A 23,441-nucleotide genomic window follows, 5' to 3' on the forward strand; every position below is an offset into this window, starting at 1 on the left:
CTTGGGCAGCATTCCCTAATGATGTCGTCTTTATCGACAAAGTGGTGCTTGAGCTACACCAGCACACAAGGTCATGCCCCAGTGCAACCACTTGGCAGTGCCGGTGTAGCCGTCAGTTTTTGATACCGTCATCGATTTATCCCTGCTTTCAAAGTACCTGATGCGTTTCGCCACAGGCGCGCGCACCGCGATCCTATAGGGCTTTCCAGCAGGGATAAACGCCGCGAAAATCGCCGCTATGTAGAGAAAATCTCTACTGCTTAGTCAACGGCATTGGGGCCGATGCGCGAACCATCGCTAAAGGGGAACGGTCAGTTTGACCCAGTAAGCCTCCCCTTCCGGACGATTGCGCACCTCGCTCTCCTTCTGCCACTTTGCGGTCACGAACCAGCCAGAAGCACTGCTGTACTTGATTGAAGGGCCGATGGCAAACGCGCGCCCCTTGTTGTCCTCAACACGGTCACCGTCTTGATGATCGTCGGTGGTCTGGCGGTAGACGTAACCGCCTACCCCAACCACCCAGCCATTGCCGAAGCCCCAACCCAGGGAGTAGTCGGCATGCAACTCCTGGCCAGAGCGATAGTCAGTAGCGGCATTACGCAGATTGAAGTCATACATCATCTTTATGTCGGCGTTCACCCCCGCAGGATCGACATACGAAAACGCCGCGATGGGTTCAAACGCCCAGTAGTTGCGGCCAATATTGGCCAGGTCACCGCGATCGTAACGCCCGGTTGGGGCGAAGACGTCAACTGCATAAATCGCGTGAAATTTTTCGCTGTAGTGATACCCCAGAGCCGGACCAAAGATGATGTCCCCAAGCCCCGTTTTGTTTTGATGCTGGTCGTTGACCTCCACCCTTAGATCAACCAATGGAACGTTGACGTGAAATGCCAGCGCCCCGTCGAGAATTTTTTGCTCCGTGACCCAAATCAGCCTTGGCGCAATCACATCTGCACTCAAATGAAAGTCGTCAACCGCCCGCTGCCCTCGATTATCGAGAAGACGATCAGCGCGATAACTTTCAGCAAAAATTTGCCCATAAAAACCAGGCGGCGGCATGGCGCCGGTCATATAGTTTTCCGCCCCCATAGGGTACGACGACCCTCCTCCTTCGGTGGCTTGCACCGCGGGCAAAAAAATTGCCAACGCGGATCCAGCCATCGCACAAGGAACATTTCTAAGGAGGCTTACAGCTGCATAGGTATTTTTATTATTCATTGTCGCAACCATGGATTTGTTGAAGATACGCAGGCACCGCTTACCGCAACACAAGGTGTCGTCGTGAAGCAAAGAGTGTCGGTAACCGACTCCTAAGAGCCGGTCACCGTGGCCTGACGTCAGAATGGATAAGGTTGGTCGGAGGGCTCGACCGTGACCCACTTCACTTCGGTGAACTCTTCGATAACGGCGCTCCCGTCGAACCGGCCATAGCCACTGTTCTTCATGCCGCCGTAGGGTGCCTGAGGCTCGTTTTGCACGGTGGCACCGTTGATATGCACGCAACCGGCATCCAGCCGGCTGGCCAGGTCCAGGGCAAGGCTGACATTGCGGCTGAAAATCGCCGATGAGAGGCCGAACGCTGTGTCGTTAGCGACTTCCAGCGCCTGCTCGGCGCCTTTGACACGCACCACCGTGGTGACCGGGCCGAAAGTTTCCTCATCGTAGATCTCCATCGCCGAGGACACACTGTCCACCAGCGTCGGCGCCATTTGCGCCTGATCCGCCAGCCCGCCGACAACAAGCGTGGCGCCCTTGCCGATGGCATCGTCGAGCAACTGGTTGATGCGCTGCACGGAGCCCTGGGAAATCATCGGGCCGACTACGCTGGCTGGGTTGGTCACGGGGTTACCTTGCTCAAGACCACGGATACGCTGCGCAAACTTCGCAACGAACACGTCCGCCACGGCTTCGTCGACGACAAACCGTTCGGTCGACATGCAAATTTGCCCCTGGTACAGAAAGGCGCCAAACACTGCGGCATTGACTGCGCCATCCAGGTCGGCATCATCGAGCACGATAAACGGCGCCTTGCCGCCCAGTTCCAAAAGACAGCGCTTGAGGTGTTTCGCACTGGTCTGGGCAATCATCCGGCCGACTTTGGTCGAACCGGTGAAATTCACTCGGCGAACCGTATCGTGGGCAATCAGCACTTCCGTCACGGCGCCAGCATCTTCGGGCGCAGAGATGATGAAATTCAACACGCCGGGCGGAAAGCCCGCTTCATAGAAGGCCTGCGCCAGTAGCTCATGGGTGCGCGGGCTATTTTCCGAGCCTTTGAAAATGACGGTATTGCCACACGCCAATGGGTAAGCGATCGACCGAGTGCCAAGGATGACCGGACCGTTCCACGGCGCGATGCTCAATACCGTACCGGCGGGTTGGCGCAGTGTTACCGATAAGGTACCGGGCTTGTCGGTGGCAAGGGTTTCACCCTTGATTTGCGTTGTGAGTGCGGCGGCTTCACGGAGCAGGTTGGCCGAAGCCCCCACATTGAACTGTGACCACAGCTGCGAAGCACCGATCTCTTCTGCCATGACTCTGCAGAAAAGCTCCATCTTGCTTTCCAGGGCGTCGGCTGCCGCCAGCAGCAGACGACGGCGCTCGGTAGGGCCGACCTTCGACCATGTTTTGAACGCCTGCTGCGAAGAAGCCGCAACACGCCGGGCATCATCGACGCTGCAGGCGGCGCCAGTGGTGACGACCTTGCCGCTGACAGGGTCGATCCGCTGGTAGGTTTTACCATCCGAAGCATCTTGCGGGATATTGTCGATTACGAGCTGAACATTCATCTTGGGGTCCTTAAATGAGCCTGAACAATCACGACAAGTCGGTCTGGGCCGGCATGCGTAGAATCGGTTTGATCGTGATACCGCTTTCGCTGTCGGCCATCGCTTCATTGACCTGGTCAAACGCGTAGAACCGGCACAGCTTGTCAAACGGGAAGCGGCCTTGCAGGTGCAGGTCTACGAGGATGGGAATGAAGGCGTTAGCGACCACGTCACCCTGGACAATGCCCATGATTCGCTTGCCGGGAATCATTACGTCGTTGATGTTGAACGCCACCTCCGTGCCCATCTTGGTCGCCCCTACAATCCCGCATGTGCCCAGCGTGGTGAGCGCGTCGATCGCTTGACGCAACACTTCCGCCCGCCCGGAGCATTCCAGGCTGTAGTTCACGCCGCCGCCGGTGATCTCGCGGATGCGCTGAACAGGGTCCTCTTCCCGGCTATTGATCACGTGGGTAGCCCCCACTTCGAGGGCCAGGCTCAAGCGACTCGGCGTGACGTCGACGGCGATAATGGTGGTCGCACCGGCAACCTTGGCTGCCATCACCGCGGCCAGGCCCACTGCGCCAGCACCGAAGGCGGCGAAGCTGGCCCCAGCCTCTACCTGCAAGGCCTTGAGTACCGAACCCGCGCCCGTCTGAATGCCGCATCCCAGCGGGCCGAGCAGTTCGAGTGGAGCCTGTTTGGAGACTTTCACGACATTGCGCTCGTTCGCGACGACGTAGGTCGAAAAGGAGGATTGGCCAAAAAAATGGTCATGTATCGGTGCATCGGTCGCACAGCTGCAGGTGGACGTACTGCCGTCGAGGCGCCCGCCGCCGAAGTTCAGCGGGTGCATATGCGAGCAATGCGCGGGGTGTCCTGTTTCGCAGGGCAGGCACAAGCCACAGGACATGTAGGTCATGACCACATGATCGCCAGGAGCGATGGTCGTTACCGCAGCGCCTACCGCCTCCACCACGCCCGCACCTTCGTGGCCCAAAATGATTGGCATCGGCGTTGGAAAGAGCTGATCGCGAACGACCATATCGGTGTGGCAAACACCTGTAGCCACGACACGCACGCGGACCTCGTCGGCACGCGGAACAGCCAGCTCTGCGCGCTCGAACTGGAGCTTGCCGCCGGCCTCACGCAACACGGCGACTTTTACTTCGATGGGGGTGAGAGTGGTTTGGGACATGCTTTTATCCTCTTTAATAAGTTTTTCTGGGTATGCAGCTTTGACTTACGCCTCTTGAAGAACACGCGGGCGATTGCTCCGTTGCTCCGCCTCAAGGTTGGCTGCCGGGCGCAGCTGAAAATCGAATTTCATTTGTGCAAAACGTCCTGGCACTTGATGGGCCGCAGCCAAGGCTTGGTCATCGATGAATTGCACCTCACCGATCAATCCATCCCGCGTGGCGTAAGCGAAGTCATCCCAGAGGTATGCGTCGTTGGATAGGTTGATCTGCGTGGTCAAGTGTTCGTAACCCGGGGCGGATACGAAAAAGTGGATATGCGCCGGACGCTGACCATGCCTGCCCAATTGGTTGAGGCACTCCTGGGTCGGGCCCTGAGGGTTACAGCCGTAGCCCGACGGCACGATACTTCTGGCGCGATAACGCCCTTCGGCGTCGGTCACAATGCGACGACGCAAGTTGAATTCGGATTGGCTTTTATCGAAGTGGGAATAGTTGCCCTGGCTGTCGGCTTGCCACAGGTCTACCAGGGCACCAGCGATCGGCTGCCCTTGCAGATCCAAAATCTGACCCTCGACAAACATAGGCGTCGCGACATCATCTTCGGCACCATCATCCATACGGGCATAGCCCTGACTGAGCGGCGCGCCGGCTACGTACAAAGGCCCTTCAATCGTGCGCGGTGTTCCTCCGGTGCGCCCGGCTTCGGCTTGCTTGGCATCGTTGAGCAGATCCAGAAAGTGCTCCACCCCCAGGCCCGCAGCCAGGAGCCCCGCTTCGTTGCTTTTGCCGAGACGGTTGATGTATTCAACACCAGCCCAGAATTCATCGTCACTTATGTCCAGCTCTTCAATGAGCCTGGCGGTCTCTTGCAGGATACGTAACACGATTTGCTTGTTTCGCGGGTTGCCAGCGGCATTCTTCAGCCCTGCTGCGTCTTGGAACAGTTCAAGCATTTGTGCGGTATTGGAAATGCTGACGGCCATCAAGGTTTCACCTGTTTTTATTGTGGGTGTAGCGCACCTGCCTAAGGAAACCGGCGCATTGCAGGAACGCAATCAAATGGCCTCTGCCCACCCGAGTCGGGTGCGAGCCTCTGCCAGGTCCGATTGCATGTCGTGGTTCCACAGCCAGTCGAAACGACTGGCCAAGGTTGTCGACAGAAGGGGTTCTTGGTCTTCGACCTGACGGTCTCGAAACTCGTAGAGTTCGCCAGCTTCCCAGGACGTTCGCTGCACACGGCAGGCGCGAGGTCTGCGGATAGCGTCGTACACCTCAAGCACGCTTTGGGCGTCACTTTGAAGCACCCGAGAGTCTCCCAGCAGGCGCGCGAGCAGCCAGGCATCCTCCAGCCCCTGCCCCGCCCCGGCCCCTTGGTGGGGGAGCATGGCGTGGGCGGCGTCACCGATCAGCGCTACGCGACCATGTGTGTAGCCCGTAAGCTCTTCCAGTTCGTGAAGTGCCCAGAGGGTAGGCGCGGGGATGCACTCGAGCAGCACGCGAACGGCATCCCCCCACTCAGCGAAGGCTTCCAGCATCTGGGCCTGGCTGGTGCTTTTGACCCAAGGTGTGTCTTGTGGCCATACCGCGTTGGGCTCAGAGCGATCAGAAACGAATGCAACCACGTTGATCAATCGGCCCTGCTTGACCGGGAACGTCAGGATGTGGGCGTCGAGCCCCAGGTACATTTGCGGGACGTTGATCAGGTGTTCATCAACACCCGCAGCGCGATAGGCGGCGCGCAGTTGCTCACTGTCGATCATTCCACGATAGGCGCAGGTCCCGCTGAATCGGGGCGCGACCAAAGGCTGACCCAGCCCCTGGAGTACATAGTCGCGAATCGAGGATTTGATACCGTCGGCGGCGATCAAAAGGTCGCACTGATAGTCCGTGCCATCAGTGAACTGAACGCTGACCCTGTCCCCCGTCTCATGGACACCAACCGCACGCTTGTCGAAGCAGGCGATACCTTCTGGCAATTGCTTGGCCAAGGCGTCGAGGAAATCTGCGCGGTGAACGGAAGACTGACCGACGCCTTGGGCAACGCTGGCACCGAGATAACCGGCATCGACGCCTCGACGCCATTCAAACCAGATGTCTTGCCACGGTTGCGGGGTGCGGTCAGCGATGAGTTCGTAGGGTTTGCCAATACCCAGTCCTTCGATGGCGCGGACGGCGTTCGCACCAAAGGACACGCCTGCGCCGACCTCGCCAAAGGCGGGAGCAGCTTCAAATAATTTCACATCAAGATGTTGATGACGGCAAAGATCCAGTGCCAAGGCAACGCCAGCGATACCACCGCCAACAATGCCCACTTGCAAGACAGAATGAGGGCTACTCATGGGGGAAACCTTATGTGTTGTTTTTGGAATAGCCCGATCATGACTATTCACAAACCATTGATAAATGCCCTCAACCCCATACAAACTATCACCATCCTGAATACTCATTAACTTTCAAGAGCCGCCTCAAAGCCGAGAAAATTTGCGATGAACCTGCGTGAACTGGATCTAAATCTGCTGGTGATCTTTCACCAATTGCTGGTGGATCGAAGTGTTTCAGCTGCGGCCGAGAGCCTTGGGCTGACTCAACCCGCCGTCAGCAATGCGCTGAAGCGTTTGCGGAACACGTTCAACGACGAATTGTTTGTGCGCACCCATCAGGGGATGCAGCCGACGCCCTATGCCGCTCAACTGGCTGAACCAGTCTCCCAGGCAATCAACCTGCTGCACGGCGCGATCAATCGCCATGACGAGTTCGATCCGACGACCAGCCAGAAGCGCTTTGTCGTGGCAATGACCGACATCGGGGAGATTTACTTTGTGCCACGGTTGATCGACGCCCTGCTCAAACAGGCCCCCGGGATATCGGTCAGCACATTGCGCAGCAATGCCGAACTTTCCGAGAGTCTGGCCAATGGCGAGGTGGATCTGGCCGTCGGATTGCTGCCGGATCTACAAGCGGGCTTCTACCAGAGGCGCCTGTTCCACCATCGCTACGTGTGCTTATGCCGCAAGGACCACCCTCTCACTGAACAGCCCATGACACGGGAGCGCTTTTGCGAGTTCGGGCATGTCAGGATCATTGCCGCCAGCACGGGGCATGGAGAGATAGATACACATATGCAGCGGGCCGGTCTGCAACGAGACATTCGACTGGAGGTGCCACACTTCGTCGCTGTCGGTCATATCCTGCAGAACACCGACCTGATCGCCACGGTACCTGAGCGTTTCGCCAACAGCTGCGCCGGCCCCTTCGGGCTGACGAGTCTGCCGTTGCCTTTGCCGCTTCCCGAGATCGCCATCAACTTGTTCTGGCACGGTAAATACAATCGAGACCCGGCCAACAAATGGTTCCGGCAACTGATGTTTGATCTGTTCAGCGATTGAGCGATGAAGGCTGATGGAGCGGCGGTACTCATCCAGCGATGGAACTCACCTGACGGCAGCCTGCATCACCGCCAGTGCTCACATAGTTTGACCAGCTCATCGACCACATACCTCACCTTCGGCCGCAGATGGGACACCTTTGGCCAGACGGCATGCACATCGACAGCTTCTGGTTCATACACTTGCAGAACCTCCACCAGCCTGCCCGCTTCGATATCGTCCTGGAACAGGCTGCGTGGCATCTGGCACAAGCCCGTGCCAGCGACTGCTGCGAGAATCATGGCTTCCCCGTCACCAATCTGATGGGTCGAGGGTGGCGCGTATCGTACGGTCTGCCCCGCTTGCATGACCCGCCACGACAACGGCTGGCCGCGTCGATGCCCGACAATGCAACGGTGATGGCTCAGATCTTCCAGGGTCTGCGGAACACCAAAGCGTGTCAGGTAGTCGGGGGCGGCACAAATGACCCAGCGTTGTCGGGTCAGCCGCCGCGCCACCAGACCGCTGGTGTCCTGCAGCTCTCCAAAGCGGACCAACAAATCGATCCCCTCCTCAAAGGGATCAACCAGGTGGTCGGAAAACGTCAAGTTCAGTTGCAAAGCCGGGTACTTGTTGGCGATCTCAAACAGCAACGGGGCGACGACCCGACGCCCGAATGCCACAGGTATGTCTACTCGCAGACGTCCGGAAGGCTCACCAGCGCCGGGCCCCAATCCGCTCTCTGCAGCACCAATTTCCTCAAGGGCGGTAGAGCACGCCACGAAATAAGCCTCACCATCCGCGGTCAGGGAAATCCGGCGAGTGGTGCGATGAAACAACTGTGTACCCAAGCGCTCTTCCAGACGCGCAATGGCTTTGCCTACGGCGGATTTTGACAGCCCCAGGCGCTCGGCAGCCTGGGTGAAGCTGCTCGAGCGCGCGGCCACGACGAACGTGATGACGCCCTGAAACGAATCGATAGGTACCATGCCGGCTCGCCGATTGTAGAGTTTTAGTCTACCCAGATTATAGCTTGAGGCCGTTTATCGCCAGCACACTCAACAGTAGGATGGGTTCTAGAAAGACAACGGTGCACATCACGCACCTCTCTCCAGATCAATGCCCCAAGAGGACACCATCATGCCCGTCGTACGTGTGAGCTGGTTCGAAGGTAAAGAACACGCACAAAAAGCCGCTGTTGCCGCAGACATCACCGAAAGCATCGTGAAGCACACCGGTACCGATGCCAACTACATCTACGTCATTTTTGAAGACGTCGCGCCTTCGGATTGGGCTGGCGCCGGCAAACTGTTCGGGGACGCGCCCGAGAAACCCTGACCGCCATCAACGCCGAATGCAGAGGCTTGGCCAGCGATGCATCCTCAACAGGCTTCTGATGAAGCCTCTGACGGAAGAGCTATCCATGCACCCACATGTCTCCTGCCTGTTCTCCCTCGCTGTAAAACCCGAAGAGTTTCCAGAGTTCAAGGCGCTGATCGCGAACATCGTGGCAGCCACCCGCGCCGAGCCTGGCACGCTGGTTTACGAATACAGCGCCAACGAAGACAACAACACCGTTCACATCCTTGAACGCTATAACGCCGATGCCGTTGTCAGTCACGTAGACACCACCTTCGCACCGTTCGGCAAGCGTTTCCTCGAACTGTGCACCGTTACCAGTCTGGTGGTCTACGGCACACCGGACGCAGAAATCCGCAAACGTCTTGACCCGTTCGGGGCGGTGTATATGACCCCTTTCGACGGTTTCAGCCGCTAAGTTCTATGACGGCGCAGGCTCGACGGTAACAACCGGGACTGCGCGCATCCCCTTTCCCGCACAGAGATCACCATGTCTGTTATTGCTGAAGTAATTAAGTCCCGAATTTCCGCCAACAGCTACGACACTGAACGTCAGCTGACGGAGCAACAGGTCACCGACCTGATCGATCTGGCTACGCACGCGCCCTCCGCCTTCAACCTTCAAAACTGGAAGTTCCTGGCGGTGCACAGCACCGAAGCAAAGGCGCGGTTGCTGCCATTGGCCTACGGTCAACAAAAAGTCATGGATGCAGCCGTGACCTTTATTGTCTGTGGCACGCTGAATCCCCATGAAACCCTGCCTGCGGCCCTGAAACCGACCCTGGATGCAGGCATCATTGATCAGGCGATCTACGACATGTGGGTGGGCGCCGCTGAAGGTATGTACCAGGAAAACCCGCAGTTACAACGCGACGAAGCGATCCGCTCAGGCTCGCTAGCCGCCATGACCCTGATGCTCGCCGCCAAGGGCCAAGGCCTTGTTTCGACGCCCATGATCGGGTTCGACCAGTCGGCAGTAGCGCAGGCATTTGGTCTCTCCGCGACTGAGATTCCAGTCATGCTGATTACCGTTGGCTATCCTGGCTCGGCCAACTGGCCGCAAAAGCCGCGTAAAGCCGTTAAAGACGTTCTGCAGTTCGTGTAAGTAGTGCTGCCAGCGATAGCCAGGCATGCCCTGACTCCGCTGGCGTCTGCTGATCGACTCGCAACCACGACATGCCTGGGGCTGTGAACCAGTGACCGCTGAATCCAAATCACCCTCTTCGTTACGCGCGATTCTGACCGCCGCCTGTTTGGGATTTCTTGTCGTTCAACTTGACGTCAGCGTCGTGAACGTCGGCCTTGGCGCCCTTAAGAGCGCGTTCGGTACCGACCTTACAGGCCTGCAGTGGGTCATCAACAGCTACGCGCTACCCTTTTCTGCCTTGCTTATCCTGGGAGGCGCATGGGGCGACAAGTGGGGTGCAAAATCCGTCTTCGCTGCGGGTTTCGCTATCTTTACCCTCGCCTCTATTGGCTGTGGTCTCGCCGACAGCATGACCATGCTGATCACGATGCGGGTCGTGCAGGGCATCGGCGCGGCCTTCCTGATACCGACATCACTTACCCTGATTCGCGTGTCATTTCATGACCCCGATGCACGCCGTGCCGCTGTGGCGCTCTGGGGTGCCTGTGGGGGTATCGCACTGGCAGCCGGCCCGGTGGTCGGTGGCCTGATGATCGAGTACTTCGGCTGGCGAAGCGTATTTCTGCTGAATATTCCGATCGGCCTGCTGGCTATCGGGCTGATCCTGCGCTACGCCCCCGCCTCCCCTCGGGTTGATAAGCAGGTCGATATTCCAGGCCAGATCAGTATTGCGATTTGCCTTGCTTCGCTGACCTATGGCTTAACCGAATCCAGTGAGAAAGGTTGGGTAATCGAAACACTCACCGCGTTGGCAATTGCCATGATCTGTGCGGTGGCATTTGTTCTGATCGAGCGTCGGGTAAAACATCCGATGCTGCCCGCTCACCTGGCCAAAAACAAAGTGTTGGGGAGCATGGCGCTCGCAGGCGCTGCGATCAATTTGACATTCTATGGAACGGTCTTTGTTTTCAGCATTTACTTTCAAACATTCCTGCACTACGACGCGTTCAAAACGGGGTTGTCGTTTATCCCGCTGACGGCGGTGCTGACACTTTCTACGATGCTCTCGTCAAGGTTCGCCAAGCGGTTCAGTGCCACTCGTATTATCACGACGGGTTTCACCATTCAGATCGTCGGGTTCATCGCGCTGTCGCAAACCACGTCCAACACCTCGCTGTGGTTGCTCAATGGTGCGCTGATGCTGGTAGGTATTGGCAGCGCCATGTCGGTACCGTCCATCACCAACTCGATGCTGTCCTCGGTCACACAGCATGACGCTGGCATCGCCTCCGGCCTGATGGCCTCCGCTCGGCAACTGGGCGGCGTGATCGGCGTCGCGGTCTTCGGCACGATGATCGCCCATTCGGACAAGGCCGCTTTTTCGGCTGGACTATCCACCGCGATGCTGTTTTCCGCGCTGGTCTTGGCGCTCTGCATCGCCGTAAACCTGTACGCAGCCTCCGCTCGGCGTCAATAAATGCCGGCATGGATGAAGAGCCGCCCCCTCGCGCCCTGAATCAACTGCGCCATTTCTTCAACTGAATGGGATTGCACTTTGAAATACCCACTGAACAATCAATCGCTTCTCTCGCTGCTCGGCGAAGACTTTCACTTTCCCCATGAAATCCCTGGCCAAGCGTTTCGGGTTTCTGACTTTGAAGGCCTGAAACTCAACAGCTTTGTCACCAGCGACCAGGTCAACCTTGCCTATTGGGAAGCCGGTGCAGGCAGGCCGCTGATTTTCATCCCGGGTTGGTCAGCCAACGGCGCGCTGTACTTTCACCTCATGCACATCCTCAGCCAGCATTACCACGTGTACGTCCCGGATGTCAGAAACCAGGGGCTTTCCGAAAAGGTAGCCTTTGGTAACCGTATTTCCCGATATGCCATGGACGTGAAAGAGTTTGCAGATCACCTGGGGGTGTCCCAAGCCGATTACTGCGGTTGGTCGATGGGCGCGTCAATCCTCTGGGCCTATATCGACCTGTTCGGTACACAAGGCATACGCACGCTGAGCGTCATCGACCAGGCACCCTCGATTTATTGTCACGCAGACTGGACGGAACAGGAGCGACTGCAAGCCGGGGCGTTCACTACCTCACCAGAGCGCATGATTGCGTCCTACGCCAAAGGGGCGCCCACCAACCAACTGATCAGCGCGACTCGGGTTTTAGAACGGGCCATGGCCCTGGAGTCGCCCTACTTTCACAACGTCTTCAGCCTGGCACAGGCTGTTGTGAAGGATGACATGGCGTTCCTGGAACGCGTGCTGTTCGATCACGTCACTAACGATTGGCGGGATGTCATCCAAACAAAGATTGATGTTCCAACCGCCATTTTCACCGGCGAATACAGCGACTGGCTGGACAGCCAACGCTGGATGAATTCGGTGGTTGCGGGCTCTGTGCTGCAGGTGTACACCAAGGCCGAACAGGGCGACCACTTCCTGGCGTTGAAGAATCCGGAAAAATTCGCGACCGACCTGCGAGGTTTTCTGGATAAGTGCTAAGTCAGACTCTATTCGGCGAAATCCCCTCTACTGCTCCCATTGAGGGTGGGCAAATCGCTCAGCCAGAAAATTGATCAGCACCCGGACCTTGGTCGCCAAGTGCTTGCGGGTGGGATAGACCACGTAGATGCCCAGTTCGACCGACTGGTACTCAGGCAGGATCTCAACCAGATCACCCGCTCGCAAATCCTCGGCCACCATGAAGCTGGGCTGCAAGGCAATGCCGCCCCCCGCCAAGGCGATACTGCGACAGGTATCGCCATTGTTGCAGCGAACAATCGAGCGGGTGCGCACACTTTCGCTGCCGTCAGGGCCCTGGAACTGCCATTCATTGCCGCTGGCGAAGTTGGTATAGGCAATCACGCCGTGTTCTGTCAGGTCAGACAAAGTGCGCACCTCTGGGTGACTTGCCAGGTATTCGGGTGAAGCGCACAAGCACATCCGCGTGCCCGCCAGACGACGCCCGACCAGCGAAGAGTTTTCCATGCGGGCAATGCGAACAGCCGCATCGAATCCCTCCTCTACCAGGTCAACCAGTCGGTCGTTCAAGCTGATGTCCAACTCGATATTGGGGTAGGCCTTCATGAAGTCGCCCCATAGCGGCGCCAAGTGCAGCACTCCGAAACTGACCGGTGCATTCACCCGCAACACGCCACTGGGTTCCGGCGCGGTGGACGAAACCGCCTCCTCGGCCTGATCCATGAGCGCCAGGACCTCACGCGCCTGGTGGTAAAACTGGCGCCCCTCCTCCGTCAATGAAAGCCGTCGGGTCGTGCGGTGCAGAAGCCGCGCACCGAGTCGTTCTTCAAGGCCGCTCACGTAGCGCGAGATGGCCGCCTTGGACATTCCAAGGGGGGCGGCCGCACCGACAAAACTGCCTTTATCGACCACGGTGCAGAAGACCTGCATCTCCAACGCTCTGTCCATCATTGTCTCAGTAAGTGGAACGGTTAGTCGCATTTGGCCTTATTTATCTCAATATCACAATCTATAAACTGAGCCCATCGAAACGCACATCAACGCAAATGAGGTCGCGATGAAAATTACAGTAGTGGGTACCGGCAACATGGGTTCGGCGTTCGCAAAACAACTGTCCAGTGTCGGCCATATTGTTCGTATCACGGGCCGCGACATCGACAAGGCCAAAACCCTGGCCGCTCAGTTTGACAATGTCAGCGCTTATCCGGCTGCCGAGGCACTGGGTGACAGCGATGTTGTTGTCGTTGCAACCGCCTACGAAGATGCCGCCAAAGCCCTGCAAAGCCTGGGCGACCTGACGGGCAAGGTGGTTATCGACATCACCAACCCACTGAGCGCCGACTACGTGTCGCTGACCATCGGTCACGTGACAAGCGCTGGCGAGGAAATTGCCAAAGCAGTGCCTCAAGCCCACGTGGTTAAAGCGTTCAACACGCTGTTCGCCCAGGTGCTTGCCGACGGCCCGACATTCGCCAATGACCAGCGTGGCAGCGTGTTTGTCGCCAGCGACAGCGAGCGGGCCAAACAGACCGCGACCGCCTTGGCACACAGCCTGGGTTGGAACACGGTTGATACGGGCGCACTGATCAATGCCCGTTACCTGGAGCCATTGGCAGGTCTGAATATCTACCTCGGCTACGGCGCCGGCCTGGGCACTTCCATCGCCCCGGTCTGGCTTAACAAGTAATCACTTCGGAGCACTTCACCATGAACACTTCGTTCCCCCTGTTGTTTGTGTCTCATGGTGCTCCAATGTTTGCCATCGAGCCCGGTCTGGCTGGTCAGCGGCTGGCTGAGCTCGGTCGCGAACTGCCGCGACCTGATGCCATCGTCATCCTCTCCCCGCATTGGATGACGCGTGGCGAAGTCAGCGTTACGGCGAGCACCGCCCCTGAAACCATTCACGACTTCGGTGGTTTTCCCGACGCGTTGTACCAGTTGCGCTACCCCGCACCGGGTGCTCCAGCCCTCGCCGCTCATATCGTGGAGCTGCTGCAGAGTGCGGGATGGAAGTCCCGGCTGGACGCCCGCCGCGGTCTGGACCACGGCGCTTGGGTGCCTCTGCTGTATCTGGCGCCTGAGGCAGACGTTCCAGTCGTTCAGGTATCGATGCCTGCCAGCCTGGATACCCACCAGGCCTGGAAATTGGGCCAGGCCCTCAAGCCACTGCGGGATATGAATGTGCTGATCGTGGCTTCCGGAAGCCTGACCCATAACTTGTATGAGTTTCGGGGTACGGCCAGCCACGGTGCCGACTACGTAAAAGCGTTTGCCGCCTGGACCGCCCAAACCCTGCACGCAGGCAACACCCAATTCCTGTTGGACTTCAAGCAACACGCACCGTCAGCTGAACGTGCCCACCCGACCGACGAGCATTTTCTACCCTTGCTTATCGCCCTCGGCGCGGCCGGCGAACACTACGACACGCGTGTGCTGGAAGGTGGCGTGAGCTACGGGGTACTGGCGATGGACAGCTACCTGTTTTCCTCGAACACCCCCTGATGGATTCGATTCCACTCAACCCAGCCGAGGCGTTACCGACCATGCGTGACACGACTTTTTCCGAAGCGGCCCGTGAGCCGCAAACCGGCCTGTTTTTCCGCAAAGGGAGCAGTACTTCGGCGCCCAAGGGCCGCCTGCTTCTGCTGCATGGCGTCGGTTCAAATGAAGCGAATCTCGCATCATTAGCCGCATCGCTACCCGAGGAGCTGGAAGTGATTCTGCTCCGCGGTCCGCTGCAGGTTGGCCCACAAGGCTTCGCCTGGTATCAGGTGAACTTCACCAGCAACGGCCCTTCGTTCAATCAAGAACAGGCAGAGTCCAGCCGGCAACTGTTGCACCACTTCATCGAAGCGCTGCCCAAGCTGCCGACCGTGATCGCCGGCTTCAGCCAGGGCGGCATCATGAGCGCGAGCCTTGGAGTCACCGAGCCCGAGCTGGTTGCCGGTTTCGCAATATTGAGCGGTCGGATGCTGCGGGAACTTGATCCTCGGATCGCTTCAGCCGATCGGCTCAAGTCCGTCAGCGCTTTTATCGCCCATGGTCATCAGGACAACGTTCTACCAGTGGCTTGGGCGAAAGAAGCGGACGATTGGCTGGATCGAATCGGCGTCGCCCACGAAACGCATTTCTACGATATGGCCCACGAGATCGTCGCCGAAGAACTGGCGGATTTCTCGCAATGGCTGACCAACACGCTGTCACTCTCCAAGTAAACAAAAAGGAACTGCACATGATCGACACACGCACCGCTCCATATGCCGCACTCGTTATGCGCCTGGCACTGGGCATTATGTTCATGGCCCACGGCCTGACCAAAGTCTTTGTCTTCACCCCGGCAGGTACCGCAGGCTTTTTTGAATCCATCGGTTTTCCGGGCTTCCTGGCCTACCCGGTGATGGCCTTTGAAGTGATCGGCGGTTTGATGCTGGTGCTGGGAGTTTATTCGCGCTGGGTAGCGGCTCTGGCAGTGGTTCAGCTGTTCGTGGCCGCGACCGTCCACTTCGGCAATGGCTGGAGCTTCACCAACGCCAATGGCGGCTGGGAATACCCGATTTACCTGAGCGTCACCGCCCTGGTCGTAGCCTTGTTGGGCGACGGCGTCTTTGCGGCAAAGGCCTCCAACAAAGCGTAAGTCACTGCGGATTCAAAACCTGCCGACGCTGCGGAAATCTCCGGAGCATCGGCAGTTTTCGCTCGGGTCAACCATACCGCCTCACGTCAGACGCGATGTCATAAAGCTTACAAAGGCCTTTATCTTGGGTAACGGATGACGACTCGATGGCCAGAGAATGCTGAAGGTACGGTGGTCGCGAACGTAGCGATCCAATACAGGCACCAATCGTCCGTCTGCAATGGCGTCCTCGACAAAAAAGTCAGGGAGGCACGCTATACCTTGTCCCGCCTCAGCCATTGCCAACAACGGTTCAATCGCGTTGGCGGTAGCCGACTGTCCCAGTTCAACACTGTCCTGTCCCTTTTTTGACACCAGAGGCCAAGGGTCGAGTTTACCGCTGGTGGGGTATCGGTAACGCAGGCATGAATGGCTGGACAGTTCCGATGGCCGTGATGGAACACCCCGGCTTGAAAGATAGTGTGGAGACGCGACCAGACGATGACTGTAACCGTTGAGCTTGCGCATCATCAGCCGCGAGTCTTCAACCTCACCGATACGCATCACGGCATCAAAACCCTCCTCGATCACGTTAACCAACCGATCACTGAACTCCAGTTCCAACTCCACTTCGGGATACGCCTGCTGAAACGCAATCAAGTGAGGCATCAACCTCATGCCCAGTTGTGGCAAACCGAGACGCAACTTCCCCTGGGGCTTGCCAGCAGCCTGGGTGAGCTCTCGTTTGGCAACCTCGTACTCCGCGAAAATTCGATGGCAGCGTTCCAGGAAAAGGCTGCCCTCGGACGTTAGGGTTATGGCGCGCGTGGACCGGTGAAACAGCCTTACACCAAGCTCTTCCTCCAGCCGCGCAACCGCCTTACCAATGGCCGATGAAGACACGCCGGTTCTGCGCCCAGCTTCGGTAAAGCTGCGCGTTTGCGCGGCATGCACGAACGCGCTGAGCGCTCCAAAATGATCCATGACCACCCCTGTCTACTTGAGCGTTTTATTCGTAAATGTTCGGAACTTCATCCTGTTTTTCTTTTACATCATACAACCTATAGTCACCGCCATTGTGACTTCACCCCGCTATATCGCACTGCGAAGTCACCGTCATCTGACTACACGAGAGCCCTCGAATGACTTCGATGCCTTCCACCTACGAACTTGCGCCTGAGCTCAAACAGCACCCCGGCTACGCACGCGTTTTCCAACCCGGCCATTTGACCTTCGGCTTTATCGCGCCGTTGGAAAGCTATCCTAATAGCCCAGGCCCGACTCTGCAGGATCACGCACAGCTGGCTCAGCGGGTTGACGAAGCGGGCTTTTCCGCGATTTGGCTACGGGACGTGCCGTTTTACGATCCGAACTTCGGTGACGTAGGGCAAATCCTTGATCCGCTGGTCTATGCCGGCTTCCTCGCTGCCGTGACCAAGCAGATTGCCATCGGCACCGCCGGCATCGTCCTCCCCTTGCGCGATCCATTGATCGTTGCCAAGCAGGCTGCGAGCATCGATCAGTTGCTTGGGGGACGTTTTATCCTTGGGCTGGCCACCGGTGATCGGCCGGTGGAATACCCCGCCTTCGGGCTCGACTTCGACAACCGTGCCGAGCGGTTCCGTGACGCGCTGGCAATCATTCGCTCCACGACGGAAACACACTGGGCCGTGCACCCGTCGCGGTTTTATGGCCAGTTGAATGGAGAGATCGACCTAGTTCCCAAACCGGTAGGTTCACGCATGCCGACCATTATCGTTGGCCAGGCCGGCCAGTCGCTGGAGTGGATTGGAGAAAATACGGACGGCATTCTTTCCTACATATCCAATTCGGCGCTGATCCCGCAAATCATAGAGCGTTGGCGCGCCGCCTGTGGCGCCAACGTTTACAAGGCATATGGCTACGGCACCCTGTTTGACCTGGACCGTGATCCAAACCATCCCGTCCAAGCGGGCCGCGTGCTGCGTGCTGGGCGAAATGCGCTGATTGAACATTGGAAACGCCAACAGGATCAGGGCGTCGGTCACGTTGCCCTGCACTTCAAACCCCAGCGACGCCACGTCTCGGAAGTCATCGACGAACTGGGCGAATACCTCTTGCCGCACTTCCCAAGTGCTTCCTTACCCGTCGATCCATCGCCAGCGCAGGCCCACTCATGAATCGTCCTCTGCATCATATGGATTTCATTTTTCAGACGACCCTGGGGACCTATCCCTTGGCAGCGCAGTGCGAGATGCTCGCCGAACTCGGCTACCAGGGGCTGACGATGTCCGCCTGGAGCAAAGACCTGAAGTCGATCGCCCAGGTTAAACCCACCTGGGGCCTGGACGTGGGCGCGGTCTACCTGATCTATCGCAAGGGCCTGGAATCGTTTGTGACCAACATTTTCGAGACCATCGAGGGCTGCACCACAATCGAACTGGCCTTGCATTCCGGCGACGAAGTCACGAACTTTGACCGCCGAATGCTCGAGCGCCTGCTGCCGATCTGCGAGCGCCGTGGCCTGGAGATCAGCCTGTATCCGCACGCACGCTACGGCATGCAGACGACCACCGAGGCGGTTGCCCTATGCAGAGAGTTCAACCATCCGCGCCTTAACATCGTGTTCAACGGTTATCACTGGTACGCGACTGAGGAGCATGCTTTAGAGCAGCGTCTTGACGCGATGTGGTCTTGGCTCAAACAGGTAAATATTGCCGGCACTCGGCGCTCCCCGCTCGGATGGGGCGGACTGGCAACAATCGAACCGCTCGATGAAGGTGAAATGGACAACTTTGCGCTGTTGGGCGCCCTCGAACGGCGCGGCTTTGACGGACGATTTGGCGTGCTCGGCTGGGAAAGCATGGGCGGTGACGTATACGGCAACCTGCGCCGCTCGGTCACTGCGTTCCGTTCCATAGAGCAACGGTTGGCCGCCCACCCTGAATGGGCTGTCCTGACCGACTCGCCTCACTGAGCCAGGAGATAAACCATGGCTCATCGCATCCATGCACTCGATTCCTTTTTCTACTCGTCGATGGGCGTATACGCCTTTCAAACACAGTGCGAAATGTTGGCTGAACTCGGTTACGACGGCATGACTGTCGCCGCCTGGGGTGGCACACCACTGACCGACCTCTCGCTGCTGCCGGGCGTACCGAAACAACATGGCCTGCGGATTGAAGGGCTATACCTAGTGCTGCATGAGGGACGCAACGACACGCTGATCCGGCGCATCGTCGAAACGGTCGAGGGCGTAGAGCTGATCGAACTGGCTGTGCAGACCTCCGTCAATGGCAACCACGCGATCATGCGTTTCATCGAATCGCTGTTGCCGATTGCCGAACGACGCGGATTACGGATTGCGCTGTATCCACATCTTCACCATGTCACCCAGACCACCGCGCAGGTGGTGCAGATTTGCGAGCACTTTGCTCACCCTCGCCTGGGGGCCTCGTTCAATGGCTATCACTGGTACGCGAGCCAGGAAGGCGAACTTGAACAGCGCCTCGCTGCGATGAAACCCTGGCTCATGCAAGTGGTGACTTCTGGCAGCGCACTTTCGCAACTCGGCTGGGGTGGCGCGGCCACCATGGAGCCGGTCGACCGCGGAGAGCTCGACAATTTTGCTTTGATCGCAGCGCTGAACCGCGTCGGTTACACGGGCAGTATTGGCGTACTTGGCTGGGATTATGGTGGGGATATCTACCTCAAACTCCAGCGATGCCTGGCTACGCTTCGCGATATCGATCGACGCCTGGAACGTTATCCGCACTGGTCGGACTTCCCATTGAAGTAACGCATCGCTGCCTCACGAACCTAATTTGAAAAATGGAGCCTGTGATGACAGCCCTCTCTGTACTTGACCTCATGATGATCGGCGAAGAAAAAACCTTCGTCCACACGCTAGAAGACGCAGTCTCTCTGGCGCGACACGTGGAAGCACACGGCTACAAGCGCTACTGGATCGCCGAGCACCACGACCTGCCAGGGATCGCGTCTTCGGCTACAACCCTGCTCATTCAGCATCTGGCTGCGGCAACGAGCACCCTGCGAGTGGGCTCTGGCGGCATCATGATCCCCAACCACTCTCCTCTGTTGGTGGCGGAGCAGTTCGGGACATTGGACACCTTGTTTCCAGGCCGCATCGATTTAGGTATTGGCAGAGCACCTGGATCCGCCGGGCCCGCTATCCGCGCCATACGCGGCGATGCCTCCGAGCGAGACTTCACGCAAGACATCCAACAATTGACCGACTATCTAGCGGACGATGGAAATCAGCCGGTTCGCGCGATCCCTGGAAAACATGACGTTCCACTATGGCTATTGGGTTCGAGCATGAACAGTGCTGATCTCGCCGCGAAACTGGGGCTGCCCTATGCATTCGCTTCACATTTCGCACCTCGATTTTTGATGGAAGCCATTACGCATTACCGCGCCACATTCCGGCCGTCAGCAGTGCTGGAGAGTCCTTATGTCATCGCAGGCGCGAATGTTTTCGCTGCCCCGACTCGAGCCGAAGCCGACTACCTGGCGAGCTCACACCGTCAGTGGGTCAGCAACTTGTACACGGGCAAAGCAGGCGCTCTGCCGCGTCCGGAAGAGGGCTTTATGGAACGGCTGTCCAACTATGATCGGCAGAATTTGGCTGAAGCCATGTCGTGCACTGCAATTGGCAACAAAGACGATGTAGGACGTTGGCTGCGCCAGTTCATCGCGACCACGGAGGTGGACGAGGTGATAATCGATGCGAGGATTTACGACCCTGATGCACGCCGCCGCTCCTATCAACTCGCCGCCGAATCCATTTCCGACCTGCTCGACTGATACCAAGGGGAACGGTGTTGCTGCGGTCCCTCTATCGCTGACCTCGACACGAGGCCAGCGAAGGCTATGAACCCGAGGTATCCGATATGCTCGATACAGATCAAAAATCGACGTCCACCTCGCCCCACTTCGACGCAACCATGCGCGCGATTGCACACCCAGTGAGACGAAAAATCCTCGAGTGGCTCAAGGCGCCGACTCTGCATTTCCCCCCGCAACCATGCGGTTTTGAGTTCGGGGTGAGCGTTGGCCAGATCACACAACGTTGCGGCCTGTCCCAATCGACAGTCTCCCAACACTTGGCGGTGCTCAAAGGGGTGGCATTGGTCGATGTACACAAAACCGGCCCTTTTCATTTCTTGAAGCGTAACGAGGCGGCTATTCAGCACCTCACTGGCTGCCTGAGTGATTTGCTGGAAAACAGACGCTTACCCGCCATCCACGAGGCGGAGTAGAAAGGCAGGGCAAAACAACGCCCTTTCACCATCGGTTGTTCATTAGAAACAAATTGATGGAAGTCCCCAAACAGAATGGTCGTGTTTGTTTCTTCGGCATACGAATATACTCCCCACCAGTACTTTAAATACTCCCACCCAGTACCGATGTACTATGGCCGCCACGCCTATAACTGGAGTCGTTCGATGCCACATTCGCCCGCTGAAAAAAAACGTGTATTGGGAAGAGTCAATCGGGTCAGAGGCCAGCTGGACGCGCTGCAGACTGCGCTTGAGCAGGGCGCCGAGTGCGGCCCTGTATTGCAGCAGATTGCTGCACTGCGCGGCGCAGTAAATGGCTTGATGGCCGGCGTTCTTGAAAGCCATCTCAGGGAGGAATTTTCAAATTTAACCGACACGTCCGAGACGCAGCGTTCCTCAATCGACGAAGTGGTTTCGTTGGTGCGTACCTACCTCAAGTAACTACCGGTACACCTACCGATCCCGACGATTTGCCTCGGTCAGACAAGCACTACTACTTGGAGAAAGACCTTTATGAAATCCCGTGCTGCAGTTGCATTTGAACCAGGCAAGCCGCTTCAAATCATCGAGGTCGATGTTGCACCGCCACGCGCAGGCGAGGTACTGATCAAGATCACCGACACCGGCGTGTGCCATACCGACGCGTTCACGTTATCGGGTGATGATCCTGAGGGTCTGTTCCCCGTGGTCTTGGGCCATGAAGGCGCCGGCATAGTGGTGGAAGTGGGTGAGGGGGTCACAAGCCTCAAGCCCGGTGACCATGTCATCCCCCTCTACACCGCTGAGTGCGGCGAATGCCTGTTTTGCAAATCCGGCAAGACCAATCTTTGCATCGCTGTCCGTGAAACCCAGGGCAAAGGTGTGATGCCAGACGGCACCACCCGCTTTTCCTACAACGGCCAGCCGCTCTACCACTATATGGGGTGCTCCACGTTCAGCGAGTACACCGTGGTGGCTGAAGTCTCCGTCGCGAAGATCAATCCAGACGCAAATCACGAACATGTGTGCTTGCTCGGCTGTGGCGTCACCACCGGGATCGGCGCAGTGCATAACACCGCCAAGGTACAGCCAGGGGACACCGTTGCGGTGTTCGGGCTCGGCGGTATCGGGCTTGCGGTGATTCAAGGCGCGCGCCAGGCCAAGGCAGGACGCATCATTGCCGTGGATACCAACCCTGGAAAATTCGAACTCGCCAAGTCTTTTGGTGCCACTGATTGCATCAACCCGAAAGATCATGAAAAGCCAATTCAGCAGGTGATCATCGACGCAACAGGCTGGGGCGTCGACCACTCGTTCGAGTGTATCGGTAACGTGAACGTCATGCGTGCAGCGCTGGAAAGTGCACACCGTGGTTGGGGGACAGTCGATCGTCATTGGCGTGGCTGGGGCCGGTCAGGAAATTTCTACACGCCCTTTCCAACTCGTAACGGGTCGTACCTGGAAAGGCTCCGCCTTCGGTGGTGTAAAAGGCCGTACCCAACTGCCGAAGATGGTTGAGGACGCGATGAAGGGCGAGATTGAGCTGGCGCCTTTTGTGACGCACACCATGCCACTGGAACGCATCAATGAAGCGTTCGACCTGATGCATGCAGGCAAGTCGATCCGTACCGTCATCAAGTACTGATGCATGGCCCAGGGGTGCAAGCCCCTGGCGCCAGTCCGAGTTCCCTACCGATCTGGAGATACACAGTGAGCGACATAAAACTTCATCCATCACTGGATAACGGTCTATCCCCTGCTGCCTCGAGCTTCACCGGCGGGACACTGCAGTGCCTGTGTACCGCCAATAAGGTCGAGGTCACGATCTCAACTCAGACTTTGCACAACCACGCCTGTGGCTGCAGCAAATGCTGGAAACCGGCAGGTGCGACATTCGCTGTTATTGCTGTCGTCCCACGGGAAAAAGTCAGCGTCACCGCGCACGCGGATAAACTCGCCATTGTGGACGAGCACGCGGCCATTCAGCGCCATGCTTGCACCGAGTGCGGCGCGCATTTGTACGGGCGTATCGAGAACAAGGATCACGCGTTCTACGGGTTGGACTTCGTACACACAGAGCTTTCATCCCAAGCCGGATGGTCTGCTCCAGGGTTCGCTGCTTTCGTTTCATCGATAATCGAAACAGGGACGCCACCTCAAGAGATGAAGGCAATCCGTGCACGTCTTCGTTCAATCGGCCTTGAACCCTATGACTGCCTGTCCCCTGACTTGATGGATGTGCTGGCTACGCAAGTCGCCAAGTTGAGGGGCGTAGTTCAGCCCAAATAATACTGATAA

24 protein-coding genes and 2 pseudogenes are annotated in these 23,441 nt (G+C 57.7%); 18 read left to right on the top strand and 8 right to left on the bottom strand.

Features of this window, described 5'->3' with window-relative positions:
- Nucleotides 1-297 precede the first annotated feature (297 nt).
- The 5 genes from AC1MEE_RS14155 to salA all read right to left on the bottom strand — a co-directional run bounded on the left by AC1MEE_RS14155 (nt 298) and on the right by salA (nt 6,309).
- Complete coding sequence (locus AC1MEE_RS14155; RefSeq protein ID WP_480415931.1) at nt 298-1,221, bottom strand: SphA family protein; 924 nt, start codon at nt 1,219-1,221, stop codon at nt 298-300.
- A 119-nt stretch (nt 1,222-1,340) separates the two neighbouring features.
- Nucleotides 1,341-2,792: an aldehyde dehydrogenase gene (locus AC1MEE_RS14160; protein WP_480415932.1), complete on the bottom strand. Its 1,452-nt coding sequence runs from the start codon at nt 2,790-2,792 to the stop codon at nt 1,341-1,343.
- A gap of 28 nt (nt 2,793-2,820) precedes the next feature.
- Nucleotides 2,821-3,969 carry an NAD(P)-dependent alcohol dehydrogenase gene (locus tag AC1MEE_RS14165; RefSeq protein ID WP_480415933.1) on the bottom strand — a complete coding sequence of 383 codons (1,149 nt, stop codon included), beginning with the start codon at nt 3,967-3,969 and terminating at the stop codon, nt 2,821-2,823.
- Nucleotides 3,970-4,014: 45 nt separating this feature from the next.
- Nucleotides 4,015-4,953, bottom strand: a complete 939-nt coding sequence (gene catA / locus AC1MEE_RS14170; RefSeq protein WP_480415934.1) for a catechol 1,2-dioxygenase — start codon at nt 4,951-4,953, stop codon at nt 4,015-4,017.
- A gap of 72 nt (nt 4,954-5,025) precedes the next feature.
- The gene (gene salA, locus AC1MEE_RS14175) at nt 5,026-6,309 is read right to left on the bottom strand and encodes a salicylate 1-monooxygenase (RefSeq protein WP_480415935.1); all 1,284 of its coding nucleotides are present in this window, start codon (nt 6,307-6,309) and stop codon (nt 5,026-5,028) included.
- A gap of 147 nt (nt 6,310-6,456) precedes the next feature.
- On the opposite strand from salA, the gene AC1MEE_RS14180 reads away from it, so the two are divergent.
- The gene (locus AC1MEE_RS14180; RefSeq protein WP_414924994.1) at nt 6,457-7,356 is read left to right on the top strand and encodes a LysR family transcriptional regulator; all 900 of its coding nucleotides are present in this window, start codon (nt 6,457-6,459) and stop codon (nt 7,354-7,356) included.
- A 65-nt stretch (nt 7,357-7,421) separates the two neighbouring features.
- On the opposite strand, the gene AC1MEE_RS14185 is transcribed toward AC1MEE_RS14180, so the two are convergent.
- The gene (locus tag AC1MEE_RS14185) at nt 7,422-8,324 is read right to left on the bottom strand and encodes a LysR family transcriptional regulator (RefSeq protein ID WP_480415936.1); all 903 of its coding nucleotides are present in this window, start codon (nt 8,322-8,324) and stop codon (nt 7,422-7,424) included.
- Nucleotides 8,325-8,475: 151 nt separating this feature from the next.
- On the opposite strand from AC1MEE_RS14185, the gene AC1MEE_RS14190 reads away from it, so the two are divergent.
- From AC1MEE_RS14190 to AC1MEE_RS14210, 5 genes are all read left to right on the top strand, one after another.
- Nucleotides 8,476-8,673, top strand: a complete 198-nt coding sequence (locus AC1MEE_RS14190; RefSeq protein ID WP_480415937.1) for a tautomerase family protein — start codon at nt 8,476-8,478, stop codon at nt 8,671-8,673.
- Nucleotides 8,674-8,758: 85 nt separating this feature from the next.
- Nucleotides 8,759-9,112 (top strand): putative quinol monooxygenase, encoded by a 354-nt coding sequence (locus AC1MEE_RS14195; protein WP_322267997.1) that lies wholly within the window; start codon nt 8,759-8,761, stop codon nt 9,110-9,112.
- 72 nt (nt 9,113-9,184) lie between these two features.
- Nucleotides 9,185-9,799, top strand: coding sequence for a nitroreductase family protein (locus tag AC1MEE_RS14200; protein ID WP_480415938.1), 615 nt, complete (start codon nt 9,185-9,187; stop codon nt 9,797-9,799).
- A gap of 91 nt (nt 9,800-9,890) precedes the next feature.
- Complete coding sequence (locus AC1MEE_RS14205; RefSeq protein WP_480415939.1) at nt 9,891-11,258, top strand: MFS transporter; 1,368 nt, start codon at nt 9,891-9,893, stop codon at nt 11,256-11,258.
- Between the two features lie 78 nt (nt 11,259-11,336).
- Entirely contained in the window at nt 11,337-12,290 is a 954-nt protein-coding gene (locus AC1MEE_RS14210) for an alpha/beta fold hydrolase (protein ID WP_480415940.1), read from the top strand.
- Between the two features lie 27 nt (nt 12,291-12,317).
- Here AC1MEE_RS14210 and AC1MEE_RS14215 read toward each other — a convergent pair whose 3' ends face one another.
- The gene (locus tag AC1MEE_RS14215; RefSeq protein WP_480415941.1) at nt 12,318-13,217 is read right to left on the bottom strand and encodes a LysR family transcriptional regulator; all 900 of its coding nucleotides are present in this window, start codon (nt 13,215-13,217) and stop codon (nt 12,318-12,320) included.
- Between the two features lie 109 nt (nt 13,218-13,326).
- On the opposite strand from AC1MEE_RS14215, the gene AC1MEE_RS14220 reads away from it, so the two are divergent.
- From AC1MEE_RS14220 to AC1MEE_RS14235, 4 genes and pseudogenes are all read left to right on the top strand, one after another.
- Nucleotides 13,327-13,956: an NADPH-dependent F420 reductase gene (locus AC1MEE_RS14220; protein WP_480415942.1), complete on the top strand. Its 630-nt coding sequence runs from the start codon at nt 13,327-13,329 to the stop codon at nt 13,954-13,956.
- Between the two features lie 20 nt (nt 13,957-13,976).
- Nucleotides 13,977-14,820, top strand: a pseudogene (locus AC1MEE_RS14225) (DODA-type extradiol aromatic ring-opening family dioxygenase).
- Nucleotides 14,813-15,484 carry an alpha/beta hydrolase gene (locus tag AC1MEE_RS14230; RefSeq protein WP_480415943.1) on the top strand — a complete coding sequence of 224 codons (672 nt, stop codon included), beginning with the start codon at nt 14,813-14,815 and terminating at the stop codon, nt 15,482-15,484. The pseudogene AC1MEE_RS14225 and the gene AC1MEE_RS14230 overlap by 8 nt, the downstream one beginning before the upstream one ends.
- Before the next feature lie 17 nt (nt 15,485-15,501).
- The gene (locus AC1MEE_RS14235) at nt 15,502-15,903 is read left to right on the top strand and encodes a DoxX family protein (protein WP_480415944.1); all 402 of its coding nucleotides are present in this window, start codon (nt 15,502-15,504) and stop codon (nt 15,901-15,903) included.
- A gap of 81 nt (nt 15,904-15,984) precedes the next feature.
- On the opposite strand, the gene AC1MEE_RS14240 is transcribed toward AC1MEE_RS14235, so the two are convergent.
- Nucleotides 15,985-16,866: a LysR family transcriptional regulator gene (locus tag AC1MEE_RS14240; protein WP_277588297.1), complete on the bottom strand. Its 882-nt coding sequence runs from the start codon at nt 16,864-16,866 to the stop codon at nt 15,985-15,987.
- A 158-nt stretch (nt 16,867-17,024) separates the two neighbouring features.
- Between AC1MEE_RS14240 and AC1MEE_RS14245 the strand changes: the two genes are divergently transcribed.
- The 8 genes and pseudogenes from AC1MEE_RS14245 (at nt 17,025) to gfa (ending at nt 23,432) form a co-directional block, all read left to right on the top strand.
- Nucleotides 17,025-18,041, top strand: coding sequence for an LLM class oxidoreductase (locus tag AC1MEE_RS14245; protein WP_480415945.1), 1,017 nt, complete (start codon nt 17,025-17,027; stop codon nt 18,039-18,041).
- Nucleotides 18,038-18,838 carry a sugar phosphate isomerase/epimerase family protein gene (locus AC1MEE_RS14250; protein WP_480415946.1) on the top strand — a complete coding sequence of 267 codons (801 nt, stop codon included), beginning with the start codon at nt 18,038-18,040 and terminating at the stop codon, nt 18,836-18,838. Before AC1MEE_RS14245 ends, AC1MEE_RS14250 begins: the two co-directional genes overlap by 4 nt.
- A 15-nt stretch (nt 18,839-18,853) precedes the next feature.
- Nucleotides 18,854-19,660, top strand: a complete 807-nt coding sequence (locus AC1MEE_RS14255; protein ID WP_322267984.1) for a sugar phosphate isomerase/epimerase family protein — start codon at nt 18,854-18,856, stop codon at nt 19,658-19,660.
- A gap of 44 nt (nt 19,661-19,704) precedes the next feature.
- On the top strand, nt 19,705-20,688 hold the full coding sequence (locus AC1MEE_RS14260; protein ID WP_322267983.1) for an LLM class flavin-dependent oxidoreductase: 984 nt from the start codon (nt 19,705-19,707) through the stop codon (nt 20,686-20,688).
- Nucleotides 20,689-20,774: 86 nt separating this feature from the next.
- Nucleotides 20,775-21,143, top strand: a complete 369-nt coding sequence (locus tag AC1MEE_RS14265) for an ArsR/SmtB family transcription factor (protein WP_323570260.1) — start codon at nt 20,775-20,777, stop codon at nt 21,141-21,143.
- 186 nt (nt 21,144-21,329) lie between these two features.
- Entirely contained in the window at nt 21,330-21,605 is a 276-nt protein-coding gene (gene frmR, locus AC1MEE_RS14270) for a formaldehyde-responsive transcriptional repressor FrmR (protein WP_323570261.1), read from the top strand.
- 72 nt (nt 21,606-21,677) lie between these two features.
- Nucleotides 21,678-22,788 (top strand): annotated as a pseudogene (locus AC1MEE_RS14275) (S-(hydroxymethyl)glutathione dehydrogenase/class III alcohol dehydrogenase).
- A 65-nt stretch (nt 22,789-22,853) separates the two neighbouring features.
- Entirely contained in the window at nt 22,854-23,432 is a 579-nt protein-coding gene (gfa, locus tag AC1MEE_RS14280; RefSeq protein ID WP_480415947.1) for an S-(hydroxymethyl)glutathione synthase, read from the top strand.
- Nucleotides 23,433-23,441 lie beyond the last annotated feature (9 nt).

This window comes from Pseudomonas sp. ASL3, assembly GCF_056680425.1.